This window comes from Cytobacillus sp. Bac17, assembly GCF_024519925.1.
GTDB classification, from domain to species: Bacteria; Bacillota; Bacilli; order Bacillales; family Cytobacillaceae; genus Cytobacillus; species Cytobacillus pseudoceanisediminis.
This window is the reverse complement of the sequence record NZ_JALJRC010000006.1, coordinates 136,624-152,896: the sequence shown is the minus strand read 5'-3', so window position 1 is coordinate 152,896 and position 16,273 is coordinate 136,624. Positions and strand designations below refer to the sequence as shown.

21 protein-coding genes are annotated in these 16,273 nt (G+C 41.9%); 16 read left to right on the top strand and 5 right to left on the bottom strand.

Annotated features, from left to right (window positions below; translation table 11 throughout):
• Nucleotides 1-10: 10 nt before the first annotated feature.
• Entirely contained in the window at nt 11-472 is a 462-nt protein-coding gene (locus NR125_RS10735; protein WP_009333481.1) for a DinB family protein, read from the bottom strand.
• Between the two features lie 187 nt (nt 473-659).
• Here NR125_RS10735 and NR125_RS10730 point away from each other — a divergent pair, with 187 nt between their 5' ends.
• A complete protein-coding gene (locus tag NR125_RS10730; RefSeq protein WP_019381171.1) occupies nt 660-2,783 on the top strand; it encodes a peptidoglycan D,D-transpeptidase FtsI family protein in 2,124 nt (707 codons plus the stop codon).
• Nucleotides 2,784-2,829: 46 nt separating this feature from the next.
• Here the strand turns inward: NR125_RS10730 and NR125_RS10725 are convergent, their stop codons facing one another.
• Nucleotides 2,830-3,009 (bottom strand): hypothetical protein, encoded by a 180-nt coding sequence (locus tag NR125_RS10725; protein WP_009333483.1) that lies wholly within the window; start codon nt 3,007-3,009, stop codon nt 2,830-2,832.
• A gap of 226 nt (nt 3,010-3,235) precedes the next feature.
• Here NR125_RS10725 and NR125_RS10720 point away from each other — a divergent pair, with 226 nt between their 5' ends.
• Complete coding sequence (locus NR125_RS10720) at nt 3,236-3,517, top strand: hypothetical protein (protein ID WP_019381172.1); 282 nt, start codon at nt 3,236-3,238, stop codon at nt 3,515-3,517.
• 329 nt (nt 3,518-3,846) lie between these two features.
• Nucleotides 3,847-4,041, top strand: a complete 195-nt coding sequence (locus tag NR125_RS29905; protein WP_009333487.1) for a hypothetical protein — start codon at nt 3,847-3,849, stop codon at nt 4,039-4,041.
• A gap of 69 nt (nt 4,042-4,110) precedes the next feature.
• Here NR125_RS29905 and NR125_RS10710 read toward each other — a convergent pair whose 3' ends face one another.
• Complete coding sequence (locus tag NR125_RS10710) at nt 4,111-4,623, bottom strand: DUF3231 family protein (RefSeq protein ID WP_009333489.1); 513 nt, start codon at nt 4,621-4,623, stop codon at nt 4,111-4,113.
• 159 nt (nt 4,624-4,782) lie between these two features.
• Between NR125_RS10710 and NR125_RS10705 the strand changes: the two genes are divergently transcribed.
• Nucleotides 4,783-5,097 (top strand): hypothetical protein, encoded by a 315-nt coding sequence (locus NR125_RS10705; RefSeq protein WP_019381175.1) that lies wholly within the window; start codon nt 4,783-4,785, stop codon nt 5,095-5,097.
• A gap of 21 nt (nt 5,098-5,118) precedes the next feature.
• Here the strand turns inward: NR125_RS10705 and NR125_RS10700 are convergent, their stop codons facing one another.
• Both NR125_RS10700 and NR125_RS10695 read right to left on the bottom strand, forming a co-directional pair.
• Entirely contained in the window at nt 5,119-5,349 is a 231-nt protein-coding gene (locus NR125_RS10700) for a hypothetical protein (RefSeq protein WP_009333492.1), read from the bottom strand.
• A gap of 35 nt (nt 5,350-5,384) precedes the next feature.
• Complete coding sequence (locus NR125_RS10695; protein WP_009333494.1) at nt 5,385-5,714, bottom strand: hypothetical protein; 330 nt, start codon at nt 5,712-5,714, stop codon at nt 5,385-5,387.
• Between the two features lie 237 nt (nt 5,715-5,951).
• On the opposite strand from NR125_RS10695, the gene NR125_RS10690 reads away from it, so the two are divergent.
• The 12 genes from NR125_RS10690 to NR125_RS10635 all read left to right on the top strand — a co-directional run bounded on the left by NR125_RS10690 (nt 5,952) and on the right by NR125_RS10635 (nt 16,270).
• Nucleotides 5,952-7,034 (top strand): hypothetical protein, encoded by a 1,083-nt coding sequence (locus NR125_RS10690; RefSeq protein ID WP_009333496.1) that lies wholly within the window; start codon nt 5,952-5,954, stop codon nt 7,032-7,034.
• A complete protein-coding gene (locus NR125_RS10685) occupies nt 7,021-9,189 on the top strand; it encodes a molybdopterin oxidoreductase family protein (RefSeq protein ID WP_009333498.1) in 2,169 nt (722 codons plus the stop codon). The genes NR125_RS10690 and NR125_RS10685 overlap by 14 nt, the downstream gene beginning before the upstream one ends.
• A complete protein-coding gene (locus tag NR125_RS10680) occupies nt 9,190-9,750 on the top strand; it encodes a 4Fe-4S dicluster domain-containing protein (RefSeq protein WP_256815301.1) in 561 nt (186 codons plus the stop codon).
• A gap of 12 nt (nt 9,751-9,762) precedes the next feature.
• Nucleotides 9,763-10,287 carry a Rieske (2Fe-2S) protein gene (locus NR125_RS10675; protein WP_256815300.1) on the top strand — a complete coding sequence of 175 codons (525 nt, stop codon included), beginning with the start codon at nt 9,763-9,765 and terminating at the stop codon, nt 10,285-10,287.
• On the top strand, nt 10,277-10,468 hold the full coding sequence (locus tag NR125_RS10670; RefSeq protein ID WP_009333503.1) for a hypothetical protein: 192 nt from the start codon (nt 10,277-10,279) through the stop codon (nt 10,466-10,468). Before NR125_RS10675 ends, NR125_RS10670 begins: the two co-directional genes overlap by 11 nt.
• A 5-nt stretch (nt 10,469-10,473) precedes the next feature.
• Nucleotides 10,474-10,785: a hypothetical protein gene (locus NR125_RS10665; RefSeq protein ID WP_009333504.1), complete on the top strand. Its 312-nt coding sequence runs from the start codon at nt 10,474-10,476 to the stop codon at nt 10,783-10,785.
• The gene (locus NR125_RS10660) at nt 10,772-11,047 is read left to right on the top strand and encodes a hypothetical protein (protein WP_009333505.1); all 276 of its coding nucleotides are present in this window, start codon (nt 10,772-10,774) and stop codon (nt 11,045-11,047) included. The genes NR125_RS10665 and NR125_RS10660 overlap by 14 nt, the downstream gene beginning before the upstream one ends.
• 5 nt (nt 11,048-11,052) lie before the next feature.
• A complete protein-coding gene (locus NR125_RS10655) occupies nt 11,053-12,561 on the top strand; it encodes a nitrate/nitrite transporter (RefSeq protein ID WP_019381179.1) in 1,509 nt (502 codons plus the stop codon).
• Nucleotides 12,562-12,595: 34 nt separating this feature from the next.
• The gene (locus NR125_RS10650; RefSeq protein WP_009333507.1) at nt 12,596-13,246 is read left to right on the top strand and encodes a sensor histidine kinase; all 651 of its coding nucleotides are present in this window, start codon (nt 12,596-12,598) and stop codon (nt 13,244-13,246) included.
• A 177-nt stretch (nt 13,247-13,423) separates the two neighbouring features.
• Entirely contained in the window at nt 13,424-14,077 is a 654-nt protein-coding gene (locus tag NR125_RS10645; RefSeq protein WP_009333508.1) for a response regulator, read from the top strand.
• Nucleotides 14,067-14,519 carry a GAF domain-containing protein gene (locus NR125_RS10640; protein ID WP_009333509.1) on the top strand — a complete coding sequence of 151 codons (453 nt, stop codon included), beginning with the start codon at nt 14,067-14,069 and terminating at the stop codon, nt 14,517-14,519. Before NR125_RS10645 ends, NR125_RS10640 begins: the two co-directional genes overlap by 11 nt.
• 23 nt (nt 14,520-14,542) lie before the next feature.
• Nucleotides 14,543-16,270: a PAS domain-containing sensor histidine kinase gene (locus NR125_RS10635; protein ID WP_019381181.1), complete on the top strand. Its 1,728-nt coding sequence runs from the start codon at nt 14,543-14,545 to the stop codon at nt 16,268-16,270.
• Nucleotides 16,271-16,273: the final 3 nt, after the last annotated feature.

Sequence of the window (16,273 nt, the reverse complement as noted above, 5' to 3'; positions counted from 1 at the left end):
GCTTTTCTTATCATCTGCTCACAAACATCGGAAGCTCCGTATGGCCCATTTCACGTACGTAGACAAACAAATTTCCTTTATGATGAATTTCATGATCCATTGCAAGCTGCAGCAGCTGGATGCCGGTAAATTCCATTCCAAATATCCGTGACATATCAATCGTTCTTTCTAACTCATCATTTGTTAATGATGAAATGATCTCAATGGTTTTTTCTGTGTAGTTTTCAGCGGCTTCAGAAAGGTTTGGGGCAATTTCTTCGAATTTCTCGCCAAACACTGCAGGGCTGCCTTCTTTTACTGTTTTGGAAAACATATAAAAAGAAGTAAGCATATGAGTTACAAGCTTGCCGGCCGCCATGCTTGTTTCAGTTGGTTTGTAGTCATAGTTATTTTCATCAATCTTCTTGATTAGCTCATTAGTCACCTTTCTGTGAGATAAAAAATAGTTCAGAAATTTTTGTGCTCTTTCCATATTAAAGACCTCCTAAAAAAATTATCAGATTAACATTTCCACTTAACCTCTTTAAATACCTTTATATTTCAAAATATGTTTTGGACTGGCAGGGATTTTACAAAAACCGTGGAATTATTTAACAGGGGAAGATTTGGAAGAATCTCTATTATACAGACATAGTGTTCATAAGGGGGGAGATTCGTACATGGGGAAAAAGAAGAAAAAGAAAAGCCATGTGCCTTTTAGGGTCAATTTATTGTTTTTTGCTGTTTTTGTTTTGTTTTCAGTACTAATCTTAAGACTTGGCGTTGTCCAGATTGTAAATGGTGAGACCTACAAAAAAGAAGTGGACAGGACGGAAGATGTCATCGTAGCTAATCCCGTTCCAAGGGGAAGGATGCTTGACAGGAACCATCAGGTTATTGTGGATAATATTCCGAAGAGTGCGATTACGTATACAAATCGGAATGCCAAACAGAAAGAAATGCTTCAGGTGGCAGAGCGGCTGGCCATTCTGATTGATAAAAAGACGGATAAAGTGACGGAACGAGATAAGAAGGATCATTGGATTCTAAAAAATCCTGATGCTGTCCGGGATAAAATAACTGATAAGGAATGGAAGCTGTTTAAAGAGAACAAATTGGATGATAAGCAAATTTATGAGATGCAGCTTAAGAGAATTACAGACGAAGATCTGAAACAGCTGAGCAAGCAGGATCTGGAAGTGCGGGCAATCTTCCGGGAATTTACGAGCGGTTATGCCATGACGCCGCAAATAGTCAAAAATGAGGATGTATCAAGTAAAGAATATGCTGCGGTAAGCGAGAACCTTCAATATCTTCCAGGGGTCAATACAACTACTGACTGGGATCGAACTTATGCTTTTGACAGTACGCTCCAGACAGTCCTGGGGAAGGTTACAGATACAAACGAAGGGCTGCCGCAGGAAAGGCTGGATTATTTTCTGGCCAGGGACTACAGCAGAAATGAACGCGTAGGTAAGAGCTATCTCGAAATGCAATATGAGGATGTTCTGCATGGCCAAAAATCAAAGGAAAAGCTTATTACTAAAAAAGGAGAAATTCTCGGAAGTGAACTGGTTTCTCAGGGCCAAAGAGGCAAGGATCTTGTTCTGACGATTGATATGGATCTGCAGAAGGCTGTGGAAAAAATATTGGAAGAGGAAATTTGGGCTGCAAAAAGGACTCGGGGAACATATTTAATGGATCGTGCGTTTGTCGTCCTAATGAATCCGCATACTGGCGAAGTTCTGACGATGGCAGGGAAAATGATAGACAAAGATGATGATGGCAAAACGGTTCTGCAGGATTATGCGCTGGGTACGATTGCCTCTTCTTATAATGTGGGATCCTCTGTAAAAGGGGCAACCGTTTTAACAGGATATAAAACCGGTGCAATTTCACCCGGGACTGCATTTTTAGATGCACCAATGAAAATTGCAGGTACACCACAGGTGAAAAAATCGTGGTTTAACTTTCAGGCAATCATGAACGAAACAAGGGCTTTGCGTATATCCTCAAACGTATATATGTTCAAAACAGCAATTGAAATTGCGGATGCGCGGTATGCTTATGATCAGCCTCTGGGATTTAAAAACCCTAATGCATTTGAAGACATGAGAGAGTCATTCGGCCAATTTGGCCTCGGAGTCAGAACTGGCATCGATTTGCCGAATGAGGCGATAGGCTATGAAGGACCGCTTCGCTTGCCGGGATTTCTATTAGACCTTGCAATCGGACAGTATGATACCTACACTCCGATGCAAATGGCGCAATATATATCAACGATTGCAAATGGCGGCTATCGTATCCAGCCGCGCCTTGTAAAAGAAATCCGTGAGCCCGCCACAGAGCAGGAGGAGCTTGGCCGGATCTGGAAGGATATTCAGCCAACTGTCTTAAATACGATAGATGTAAGTGATAGAGAACTAAACACTGTCAAAGAAGGATTAAGACAGGTGATGCAGCATCCTGAAGGGACTGCTTATCGAAGGTTCGCAGATGCGCCATATTCTCCAGCAGGAAAAACAGGTACAGCGGAAGCATTTTATGACGGCCCTCTCAAAAAAAAGGGAGATGCATTAATAGATGTTATGAACTTGAGCCTTGTTGCCTATGCACCCCATAATAATCCAGAAATCGCCATGTCTGTCATTGTTCCATGGGCATACCAGGGAAGAAGCGGACATACAGCCAATTATGAAATTGGCAGAAAAGTATTAGATGCCTATTTTGAGCTGAAAAAGAAGCGGATGTCCGGACAGGAACAGTCGGCAGAAGAAGATTCTGAAACAGAAGAATCTAATTAAATATGAGTTTTAGCGGCCAATACTTGCTGGACAAAAAAGCCTTTCCTTATTGGGAATGGCTTTTTTTATACTTGAATTTATTTTTTAAGTGATGCAGTTTTTGTTTAATTAAAACCGGTTTGCCGCTTTTTCCGAAGACCTTACGATTCACCGCAAATTGAATCGTTTCTTCCAAAATAGCGAGGATAATAATAGGGATGAAGATTACCAGAATCCAGAACCACATGCCTCTGCTCCTTTCGTCTGATCGGCATACAATTTATTTATATTCAGGATTGAAATGATAATGATATTTATGGGAAAATCAGCCATGTATTTTTTGGACCGAACAATGTCCTGGTTATTTTCTTAAATAACCTATTATTTCTGAAATAAACTTCTGCTTTTTTAAAGGTTCTGTGTAGTTTAATGAAAAGGCATTCGGGAAAATAGCTTAAAAAGGAGGTCCTGACATGAAAACAATAAATGTAGAGCTTCAGTATGATGATCAGGAAATGAATAATACTCAGACAAAGGTATTTGATCAATTGAAGAACCAGCTCGAAGGAACAGGATTTAAAGTGGTAACGATTATGGAAAATGATCAATATCTAAAGGAGCACTCAGGTCTACCCAATCAAAAGAAAAACAAAGTGCTGCCATCTCAGCCTGAAGGAGCAGAACCTGATATCAATTCCAGCGGTGCCGGCGGTATGGTCTCCCCTGATTCCAGTGAAAGCAAATACTCTGAGTAAGTTACATGAGCCTTAGTCACATTCCGGACTAAGGTTTTTTTATTTTTAAAAAGGAATTAATACGCGTTTGGATAGAATTTACAAAAATAGAGAATTTGTTTGGAGGAGGGGCATTTATGAGTCAAAAGCTCTTAAGAGTGGGAATAGTCACATACCTGTCAGAAATGTAATGGATTCTTTAAACTGGTACACAGAGAATCTTGGAGCAGCAAAAAGTTTTAGGGATGAAAAGGGAAAAATGGCCATAATCAATATGGCAAGCCAAAGCTTTTTCCTTTTGGAAACACCTCAAAGAGGAAAGTCTTAATTTTAAGGGTTCTGACGGAAGATTGCGATTTTGTTTAACCTTTGAACTCAATGGAATAACAGAGCTCGAAAACTTGCATCGGGAACTTTTTGAGAAGGAAGTGAATACAGGAGCTATCGAAAATCGCGGGCATCCTGGCAGGAATTTTGTATCTTCTGACCCGGACGGCATCTTGTTTGATGTATGGAGTGAACTGAGCCCAAGTTTTAAGAAATAACCTTTAGGAAAGAGAGCAGACAATGGACTCTGCTCTCTTTTTACATATGGACATCTCTCCAGCAAATCCTTAGCAATTATCCGATTTGTGAAGATGTAGCGGCGGAGGAATAAGCCAGCCTTTTTCTTTATTCATTCGAAGAACCTTAACACCTAAAGCTGCTTTCTGAGTATGAAATTGGCCAAACATGCCTGCGATATCTTCACGGATACATTGGCCCATGATTGTACTGCAGCCAACCAATCCTGCTGCCAGGTCTCCTGCTAACTTTGCAGCTACTTCAGGATCCATGAATCGGGCACCTGGAGGGATATCATTTACACAAGCATCAGGTCTATCAGGTGGTGCGGGGGGAAGACCGATCCCGTTTTCCTTTAACATCGCCTCAATTTGTTCCTCTTCCTGCTTGCAGAGGCGGATGGCTTCTTCAAGCATTTTCTTCAAGTCCCCATCCCCAGAGTGGCTAAGCATCGTTTGGTAGGCAGAGGTCATTCCCTTTCCTGCCAGCAAGTAAGACCATGTGCTATAAACCTCGCCATAATGCAAAGGCTCGTCCTTTGGATTTCCGCTTAAAATACCCATTGTATACCTCCTGAAAAGATTCATTTTTTGTGCCACCTTCCTTATAATGCACAGCTATATCATGCCCAACTAGCGTCTTAAAATGTCATTGAATATTAAATGGTTAAACTTCCTCAGTATGTGGTAAATATCGTATAAAAGATAGAGGAGATGAAAAACATGGACCAAACAAAAAAAACATATTATATAGATATTGAAAATGCGCAGATTTACACAGAACCAGTTGAAGCAGCCGAATGGCAGTTTAAAATTTTTGCAACAGATGAAGAATTAGCTCAGTTAAATGATTATATTAATGAGAATTATGATGCAGATCTTAAAACATTTGCCCGTGCACATGTCCCTTTCCTGGAATACCACAAAGAATCAAAAAATGATGAATATGATGCATCCATGGAAGGCATATATAAAATGATTTATGATCTGGGTGATGACAAAGCGCGGAGACATATAGAAGGGATGGGAATATTATAATCTAAAAAATGCAGCTGGTCTTTAATCGGACTGGCTGCTTTTGAAAAGATAATACATAAAAAAAGAACCGTCTCTTCTGTTTTCATCAGAATAACGGTTCTTATATTTGCTCCTGTATAATTGTTCTTTTTTGGTTTTTGTTTTTCTTGTGCGCATGTCCGCATGTGCAAATGGGCTTCGATTGCATTCAGGGTTTCTTTTTCCCTCACGTACTGCTTTTTCCCTTAACTTTTTCGCAGCTGATTTAGCCATATGACCAACTCCTTTTCAAGATTGTACCATAATGCCTAAATTGGAGGAATAATATTTGTTAACAGTAAGATAAAGAAAACAAGACCAATAAGTAAAAAGATAACCGAACCGAGAACAGCATAATTCGGTCTGAAGCTGAATTCCTCCCTTTTAGATATGAATCCAGTCATGGCACTTGCGGTGCTGTCCATAAACCTCGTAACCATACCGCCGCTGCTCGAAAACCATACAGTTAAAGCTGTAAAAACCACACCTGAAAAAAACATGATTTCGATGAATCGGATTGAAAAGGCACGTGAAGCGAGCAGGGTAATTAAAGTTTCTGCTGCTAGTGTAATGAACATTATAAATATATTTTTTTTCATTATTCCGCCTCCTATTTAGAAATACGCATGAATTTGGAAAAAGTTTCAATATTTTCGCAAGACCTTTGAAAAGGTCTTTTTTTTGTGCATTGTCTTCAGCAACATGCTCATTTAATATCCTTTCTTAAAGATAGGGGAATTTCCCCCCTCTAATGGGGAAGTTCCCCGATATTGAAAAAGTCCTCCCGCTTTTACAATAAGGTTAAGGTAATTGTTTGTGAATGAGGAGGAGTTAATATGCAGGCAAAAGCTGCAGTCAATCAAAAAACAGGAAACACATTAAACAATGCGTTTGCATCTCATTTTGCCAAGTCGATGTTTTTATCTGTTACAGCATTAGCAATTCTTTCTTTTATTGGCACTAGAATGTTTACACATGTGGATTTAAACCTGTACGGATATATGGTCGGAACGATTGTGTTTATTGGAGGGTTTTTCTATAGGTTTATTGCCTGGGGCGAAAGGCCGCCAACAAAGCTTATCCTGAAAAAAGGATTGAAGCTGCTATTTAGAAAGTCAACGCCAAAAACGTCTGTTGAGCATCTTGCAACCTACAATTTTATCTGGAATAGGGGAATTTACCGATGGACTCAGCACGTGATGATCGGCTGGGGCTGCATTTTATCCTGCTTCGTTACATTCCCTCTCGTTTTCGGATGGATGTATTTTACGATGGATGACAATGGCCATTACAACATTATTGCAATGGGCATGAAGGTAATGACTGTCCCTGCGGATGGCATCGTTGCCACCATTTCTTATAACGCGCTGAATATTACAGCAGTAATGGTAATCGCTGGAGTTTGCATGGCGCTGTACCGCCGTCTGAAAAATATGCAGGCAAGAGCAGAGCAGAAATTCCTATATGATTTCATGCCTCTTTATATGCTGCTTCTAGTCAGCATCACAGGGTTGGCTTTAACCTTTATGAATCTCTTTTTACACGGTGCAGGACAGCCGGCAATGTCATTGATCCATCAGTGGTCAGTCATCATTACACTGATTTACCTGCCATTTGGAAAGCTTGCACATATTCCTTTCCGCCCAATGAGTGTTTTGGCAAGAAACTACAGAGAACATTATGCCGAACAGGGCATGAAGGAATGCAAGGTGTGCGGAGATCAGTTTGTTTCATCAGAACAATCAAAAGATGTCGTCGATGTACTCGGCGTGAACGATATTGAATTTAAAGCAAAGGAAGGACATCATCTTGCAGAAATGTGCCTCCCTTGCAGAAGGAAATACCGGATTGCACAATTTTCCGGATTCCCCACTCATGAAGTGAAGGTCAAGGAGGCAAACCAGAATGCAAAGGGATAAGTTTTTTAAAGAAATTGAGAATCTAAACCATCCGAATGAAAAATTGATCAAAACACATTGCAGCTATTGCGGCATGCAATGCGGAATGAACTTGAGGGTTAATACACAGACAAATAAAATCATTGGGGTCGAGCCCCGGTATGACTGGCCGGTTACGGTCGGGAAAATGTGCCCTAAAGGGGTTACCGCCTACCAGCAGACCAACCACAAGGACCGCCTGCTGAAACCGCTGATCCGGGATGATGCTTCGTTGAAAGGAACCACAGAAGGGTTCCGTGAAGCAAGCTGGGATGAAGCATACGATTTAATTGCAAAAAAATTTAAAGAGCTTCAAACAGAATTCGGAAAAGATTCACTCTCCGTCTTCAGCGGGGTATCAATGACAAATGAAAAATGTTATTTGACAGGTAAATTTGCCCGTGTTGCTCTTGCAACGCGATATATTGACTATAACGGACGTTTCTGTATGTCAAGCGCTGCCGGCGGTTTCCTCCGTTCTTTCGGAGTTGATAGAGGGTCAACATTGCCTTGGACAGATATTCATGAAACAGATTGCCTGTTTATCGCTGGAAGCAATACAGCTGAATGCCATCCAACTTCCATGTTCCGCATTTGGAACGTTCAGGAAAGAGGCGGTTATATCATTGTAGTCGATCCACGGGAAACGCCAATTGCCAGAAGAGCTGACCTTCATCTCGACCTGCAGCCCGGAACAGACCTTGCACTTGCAAACGGAATTGTTAATCAATTGATTGAAATGGGCTATATAGATGAAGAGTTTATTAATAAACATACCAACGGATTTGAAGAAACAAAGGAACTTGTAAAGGATTTCACACCTGAATATACAAGTATGCTGACTGGTGTGGCGGAGGAAAAAATCATTCGTGCTGCAGAAATATTCGGAAAAGCTCCAAATGCAGTTGTCATGTTTGCACGAGGTGTTGAACAGCAGCATAAGGGTGTTGATAATGTTTCCGCCTACACCAATATGGCGCTTGTTACTGGAAAGATTGGCCGTCCGAAAGCCGGCGTAGCCACATTCACCGGTCAGGGCAATGGACAGGGCGGAAGAGAGCATGGACAGAAATCGGATTTGCTTCCAGGCTACCGAAAAATTACTAACCCGAAACATGTTGAAGAAGTATGCAGTGTTTGGGGAATTACACCTGAAGAAATGCCGCAGCCTGGTGTATCTGCTTATGAAATGATTGAGCTGATGGAGCAAAAAACGATTCGCGGTTTATACCTTCTATGTTCCAATCCTGCTGTATCTGCACCAAATCAAAATTTTGTCAGGAAAGCATTTAAGGCTCTGGATTTCATGGTATGCTCCGATTTCTACCTTTCTGAATCGGCAGAATTTGCAGATGTTGTTCTTCCTGCAGTCACATGGTCAGAAGATGAAGGAACAGTAACGAATATTGAAGGCCGAATTATTAAAATCAATAAAGCCCAGGAACCTGTTGGGGAATCGAAGCCGGACTGGCAAATACAAGTGGAGCTGGCTGAACGTTTAGGAAAAGGAAAATACTTTTCTCACCTAAAAACGGCACGAGATGTTGCAGATGAGTTCAGGCTGGCTACCAAGGGCGGCTATGCTGATTACTATGGAGCTACCTGGGATAAAATCGACAAGCAGGATGGAGTTTTCTGGCCATGCAAAAATGAAAAGGATGAAGGGACACCACATATGTTCCTTGATAAGAAATTTTATCATCCGGACGGCAAAGCAAAAATATGCGCACTTCCATACCGTCCGCCAGCGGAAGAACCATGTGAAAAATATCCGCTCCGTTTAACAACTGGCCGGGTGGTTTACCATTACCTATCCGGTAATCAGACTAGAAGAATTCCATTCCTTCATGATATGTGCCCTGAACCATTTGTGGAGATCCATCCGGAAACAGCATCAAAATATAATATGGAACATGAAGAAAGGGTCCGTTTATTTACCAGAAGAGGCGAGGCCATCTATAAAGTCAAAATTACGGAAGCCATCCGCAAGGATACCGTCTTTGTTCCATACCATTTTGGACATGAGGATTCTATTAATCTATTAACAATTGCAGCATTAGATCCTATTTCCCGAATGCCTGAGTTCAAGGCATGTGCTGCACAGCTGGAAAAAGTCGAATTAAAGAAGGTGCAATAAATGAAGAAGAGGCTGTATTTAGAACTTGAAAACTGTATAGGATGCCGTTCTTGTCTGGCAGCATGTACACAATGCGGGGGGCATGAGGAGCGCAACAGAAATTATGTGTATGATGTAAATCCTCTTGTGAACCGGCAGACGATGCCTCTCATGTGCCTTCACTGTGAAAATCCGGCATGTGCCCGAAGCTGTCCGGCCCAGGCTATTCAAATTCATGAGACAGGCGCTGTGTTATCTGCACTGGTGGAAAAGTGTATTGGCTGCCAGAACTGCACAATTGCCTGCCCATATGGCATACCAAAATTTGATCAAGAGCAGAACTTAATGTACAAATGCGACCTATGTATTGACCGTACTAAAGATGGAATTCCTCCTATGTGTGCGAGTGTATGTCCATCCCACACGCTGCAATGGCTGACAGATGAAGAAATTGAAAACAAGAAGAAGCAATTTAACCTTGATAACGGCAAATGGGTAACAAGCATGCCATACCTAGAAGGCGAAACAAACGTTAAGGTAAATCTGCCGGGAATCCTGCAGGGGATTACAAAGCTGTTTTAGGAGGGATTAGGGATGTCTGATAAGAATAACAAGATTCCCTTTAATGAAGATAATTATACGCATAATATCGAACGGAATAACGAAAGAAAACTGGATAGACGCGGGTTCATGAAAACTTTGGTTGGTGCCGCCGGTGTATTTGCGGTTTCCTCCCTTCCCTGGGGGGCAGTTGCTGCCAAAGAATTAATGGGGCTTGGCGAAAAAGAATATCCTCATAAGAAAATAACTGAAGTAAACAAGCTGCCAATCGGTGATGCAGTGGAGTTCAAGTTTCCTGGGGATCATGATGACGCCATTTTAATCCGCTTATCAGAGAACAAATATGTCGCCTATCAGAATGCGTGCACACATTTGCGCTGTCCGGTATTTTGGGTGAAGGAGCAAGGTGAAATGATCTGCCCTTGCCACCACGGCAAGTTCGATGTGGAGACTGGTTCGCCAACTGCGGGACCGCCAAGAAGGCCGCTTCCGGAAATCCAGGTTAAGGTGGAGAATGGAGCAATCTTTGCAGTGAGGGTGAAACGTTATGAAGCGTAGCTACCTGGGTGTCATCATTTTGGCCGCGATATTAATGATGAATATTGTCTTTACCCAATATATGGTCCACCAATACTATTACGAAAACTATGTAAATGTACTGATTTTCGGCGGACTGAATATTGTTCTTTTTCCCTTGGCTGTATTCGCTTATAAAAAGACGATTAACATGAGGGCGTGATTTTTATGAACAGTGAGACATATCTTGATTTTTGTTTTGTAAGAGAACAATCCGGGGATTTTGCTCCAGAAGTGGATCAGCTCCTTTCCGAACTATTCAAGGGAGTCCGCCTGAACTGGTATTTGGATGAGAAATCTCATGACGGCATGAACATTGTTGTAGCAGAGATAAAAGGGATGAGCAAATGGCAATCAGAAGAAGAAACCATTGAATTCATAGAAGAACATGCAAGTGAAACATTCTGGAAATATCTGCAGGGTTATCAAATGTATATTTACCCTGCAAAAAGAGGGTGCGGCAGCTGTGGAACTCATTAAAAAAGAAGATTTGGACCGCTTTGTCCGGCAAAATGTGCAGGTGGCAATTTTAGATGAAAAGGGAAATGACAAAGCCCCTTTTGTTCACAAAGAAATAATAAAAACCGGGCTCTGTCCGGATGGAACACATTTGCGTATTTATTTTGACCACATGAATTTTTTTGCAGTCCCGCTGACTTCCTCTGTGGAAGCATCTGATAGCAGGTGGGCTGCTTTTGATCAGGAAGCCGGATTAAAATATGTAATAAAGAAGAGAGTGTGAACACAATGATCAGAAAAATACAGCTGCCTTTGCAGACGTTAAACTTAGTAGCCGGGTTTATGGTTTGGGTGCTGATATCCTCCCTTATGCCGTTTATTAAGGAAGATATCAGTATTCCAGCCGACAAGCTAGCCCTTGTAACAGCAGTTCCGGTAATCCTTGGATCGCTGCTGCGCATTCCTCTGGGGTATTATGCTAATCAGTTTGGCGCAAGAATAATCTTTATGCTGAGCTTTATTCTATTATTATTTCCAGTCTATTATATCAGTATAGCTGATTCCATTACTGATTTACTGATCGGGGGATTATTCCTCGGTCTTGGAGGAGCGGTGTTTTCTGTCGGTGTTACATCTCTTCCAAAGTATTATCCAAAGGAGCGCCATGGGTTTGTAAATGGAATATACGGGGCAGGTAATCTTGGAACAGCCATAACCGCATTTGCGGCTCCGGTTGTTGCCACAAAGTTTGGATGGTCCCTAACCGTACAAATCTATCTTGTCCTGCTCGGAATCTTCATTGCAGCAAACTTCTTGCTTGGTGATAAAAAAGAAGTTAAAGTGCAGACTCCGCTTCTGGAACAGATTAAAGGCGTATATAAAAATGAAAAGCTGTGGCTCTTGAGCTTATTCTATTTCATTACTTTCGGATCATTTGTTGCGTTTACCATTTATCTTCCAAATTTCTTAGTTGCTCATTTTGAACTCGATAAAGTGGATGCGGGATTAAGGACAGCCGGATTCATCGTCCTTGCAACTGCCATGAGACCGATTGGCGGATGGCTTGCAGACCGTTTCCATTCTTTAATTCTTCTAATGTTTGTCTTTGGAGTATATACCATCTCTGCAGTAATTCTATCATTATCTCCGTCAATTACATGGTATACATTTGGATGCTTAAGCATTGCTCTATCAGCGGGAATTGGGAATGGTGTTATCTTTAAGCTGGTGCCTATGTACTTCCAGCAGCAGGCGGGTATCGTAAACGGAATTGTTTCCGCAATGGGCGGCCTGGGAGGGTTTTTTCCGCCGCTGATCCTGACCCTGTTATTTAATATCACCGGCCATTATGCGATTGGCTTTATGGCATTGTCAGAAGTGGCGCTTGCCAGCCTGATTCTGGTTGTCTGGATGTACTTCCAAGGTAAAATGGAAATTGCGAGCCAGGTGATTGATCATACAATTGAAGGAATTCTGGTAACGGATAAGGGCGGTAAAATAATCTCTGTAAACCCTGCTTTCACAGAAATAACCGGTTACAAGGAAGAAGAAGTAGTCGGCAAAAATCCGAATATCCTTAAATCAGGGAAGCAGACTAAGGGCTTTTATCAGGACTTATGGACTTCAATCGAAAAAAATGGATTCTGGCAAGGGGAAATATGGAATTGCCGCAAAGACGGAGAAGAATATCTCCAATGGCTTACCATTAGTGCTATTAAAAATGATGCTGGAGATGTAGTCCAATATGCGGGCATGTTTAGTGACATTTCCAGCCATCGGGTAAAAAAAGCAAAGTAAAAGCAAAAATAAAGTCGTAAGGAGGAGGGGTGAAATGGAGATCCAGCCAGCAAAGAAAAATATCAGTTCCTATATTATTCAATCTCAGGAAGATGAGATCAAGCGCATCGCCCTGGAGCTTCATGAAGGGGTCGGGCAGACGCTCTACAGCTTATATACAGGCATGCAGTTCATTCAAACTGCGGTCGATCAGCCCGAGATGAAAGGCTATATTGGAGATATGGCGCAAATGATGGAAAAAACGATTCAGGAAATCAGGCTACTGGCTGTGGAATTGCATCCCCCTGCTCTGGGAACCCTCGGCCTGCTGCCGGCGCTGAAAAGTTATCTGAAATTATACACTTCCACATATGGAATAACAGTGGATCTTCAAAATGAGGGGATGGAAGTCCAAATCAATGAAAGAGAAAGCATTACTTTGTTCCGAGTTTGCCAGGAAGCTCTGGCAAACATAGCCAGGTATGCTGACACAATGAGTGCAGCCATCTTCCTGCAATGGAAACCGGGACAGCTTTCTATAAACATTGAAGACAAGGGGAAGGGCTTTGATGTTAATGCTGGAATGCAAAAATCGTCTGGTCTTGCTGCCATGATTGAAAGAATGTGTTTAATCAGCGGCAAGTGCGTCATCAGCTCCAAAATCGGTGAAGGGACTACAATAGATATCAGCCTTCCGTTATACTAAGATTATACTTAACAAGGGGCTTCGCAAAGCGGCTCCCTTGTTGCCTATAAAAGATTTTTAGCACTGGAATTGTTGCTTTGTACTTCGAGAACTGTCCGGCGCAAGCAGCCTGCCCCCTCGGGCAGGCAAGGCGCTTGTGCTTTTCTCGTGCGGACAAATGGTAAAGGGGGAGCAAGGTTGATCAATATTTTACTTTGCGACGACCACGCGGTAGTCAGAATGGGTTTGAAAATGCTTTTAAATAACCATGAAGATATGCAGGTGGTCGGTGAAGCTTCGGAAGGCAACGAGGGGATTCAGCAGGCTCTTGAATTAAAGCCTGATGTGGTAGTAATGGATTTGAGCATGCCCCATGGAAAAGATGGCATGTCGGCAACGTCAGAATTGAAAAAATTAAAACCGGAAATACAGATCCTGATTTTGACCATGCATGATGATGAAGAGTACTTATTCAGAGCGATCCAAGCGGGTGCGTCCGGATGTATTTTAAAAAGTGCTCCTCATGATGAACTGCTCGCAGCAATCCGGTCTGTTGCAAGCGGGAATGCCTATTTGCATCCGTCTGCAACTAAAAGGCTGATGGAAGAATATATCGGAAGTGTAAAGCAGGGGAACACCGATACATTCAACCTGTTGTCTGACAGGGAGAAAGAGGTTCTTACTTTAATAGCCAAAGGGTTTTCCAATAAGGATATTGCTGAACAGCTTGTGATTAGTGTAAAGACAGTTGAAACCCATAAAGGTAATTTAATGGAAAAACTTCAGATGAAAACCAGGCCGGAACTAGTAGCGTATGCTTTAAAGAAAGGGCTGCTTGGTTATGGAATATAAGGGTTGCAGCCCGGGGGGAAGCGCACTTATTGATCAGGCTTGTGAAAAGGTGCTGACAGAGCTGGACTGTGATTTTGTCGGATTGGCACTGCAAAATACAGATGGCCCGGATGTAAGATGGCATTATGCTGCAGGAAATAGCAACGAAAAATATAAGCGGATTACAGTAAGGTACGGCAAAGGCATTGCAGGAAAGGTAATTTCAACCGGCAGGCCGATGTACGTAGAAAACTTCCCGGAATATGTTGCTGGAAAGGCATTGGAATACCCGATTATGCTTGCTGAAGCCCTGAAGTATGCATATGCTGTTCCCATTCATTTTAAAGGAATCCCTAAAGGGGTCTTCTTGATCGGGAACCGGTCAGGTCAGCCTATAAATGAAAACAAGCAAAACACTGCAAGGAATGCAGCGAGGACACTTGAACTAAAGCTGAATGGTTAAAAAATGCAACTGGAGGAACGTAAATGGACAGGAATAATCAGTTGCCGAAAAAGAGAGAGATTGCTCCTGATTCCAGTGATGCAACGATTCTTGTTAATAGATTTGGGGTCATCTCCTATGCGAATGAGCAGGCGCAAGAGCAATTTGGATATAGGGTAAATGAACTGCAGGGGAAGAGCCTGAAGGAACTGCTCCCTGAGATCACTCTGCATGAAACTGAAGAGGGCAAAGTGGTACACCAATATGGCCGGCATCGTAATGGTCAGGTATTTTCAATCTTTTATAGAATTAATTCTTTCATGCAAGGAGAAGAAACCTATTATTTAATCGTCTTTCATTCAGTCAAAGACCGTTCACGATTAAAAAAGCAGCAATCATATTCATTAAAGGAATTGGTTGATCTGCAATTTGCCCTGGATGAATCAACAATTGTGGCCTTTACAGACAAAAAAGGAAAAATTACGTATGTGAATGAAAAGTTCTGTGAGGTGTCGAAATATTCTGCGTATGAGCTGGTTGGTAAAGATCATAGAATTATCAACTCATCCTACCATTCCAAAGACTTTATGCAGAACCTTTGGGAAACTATTTCGAGCGGGGAAGTCTGGCGCGGGGAAATTAAAAACAAAGCTAAAGACGGAACTTATTATTGGGTGGATACCACCATCGTTCCCTTCATTGATGACAAAGGAAAGCCATATAAATACCTGGCGATCCGGAATGAAATAACTGAATATAAGCGTGTTGTGGAGGAACTGAAAAATTCCGTAAACGAGCTGATTGATTTAAAATTTGCCCTGGATGCTTCATCCATTGTGGCAATTACAGATCAGAAAGGCACCATTACTTATGTAAATGATCAATTCTGCAGCATCTCAAAATATTCACGGGAAGAATTGCTTGGACAGGATCATAAAATTATCAACTCAGGTTACCATTCTAAAGAATATTTCAGAGATTTGTGGAAGACAATTTCTTCCGGACAGGTATGGAAAGGAGAGATCAAGAACAGAGCCAAGGATGGCACACATTATTGGGTGGATACCACCATCGTCCCATTCCTTAATGAAAAAGGGAAACCTTATCAGCATCTTGCCATTCGCCATGAAGTCACGCAAAGAAAAAATGCAGAAGAAGAGCTGCAAAAAATGATGACCAGGATCATAGAGGTTCAAGAGGATGAACGGAAAAGATTGTCTCGTGAGCTTCATGACGGAATAGGACAGAATTTGTACAGCCATCTGATTACCATTAATAGGCTTCAGGCGGAAATAAGCCACCCGCTGCTTGATCAGATGCAGGATGAGGCTGCTGAAGTCATTGAGGAGCTGAGAGACCTTTCATGGGAACTGCGTCCTTCTGTGCTTGATGATCTTGGTCTGATACCAGCGATTCGATCCTACCTGGTCCGATTTTCAGAACATCACAATATCAACGTCCATTTTGATTGCTACTTGGCTACCCGTCTTAGTTCTAATAAAGAAATCACCATCTACAGGATCATTCAGGAAGCCCTGACAAACATAAGGAAATATGCTGAAACAGATGAGGCAGCAGTCACAATCAGGCAGATGGAAGAAGAAATCCGTATAGTCATTGAAGATAAAGGCATAGGGTTCAATGTTAATGAAGTCTCCAGAGGAGTTGGTCTTTTTAGCATGGAAGAACGAGCAAAAGCTGCAGGCGGTTCCATAAATGTTTATTCAGCAGAAGCTAAAGGGACAAGAATTGTACTTGAAATACCGCTATAGAAA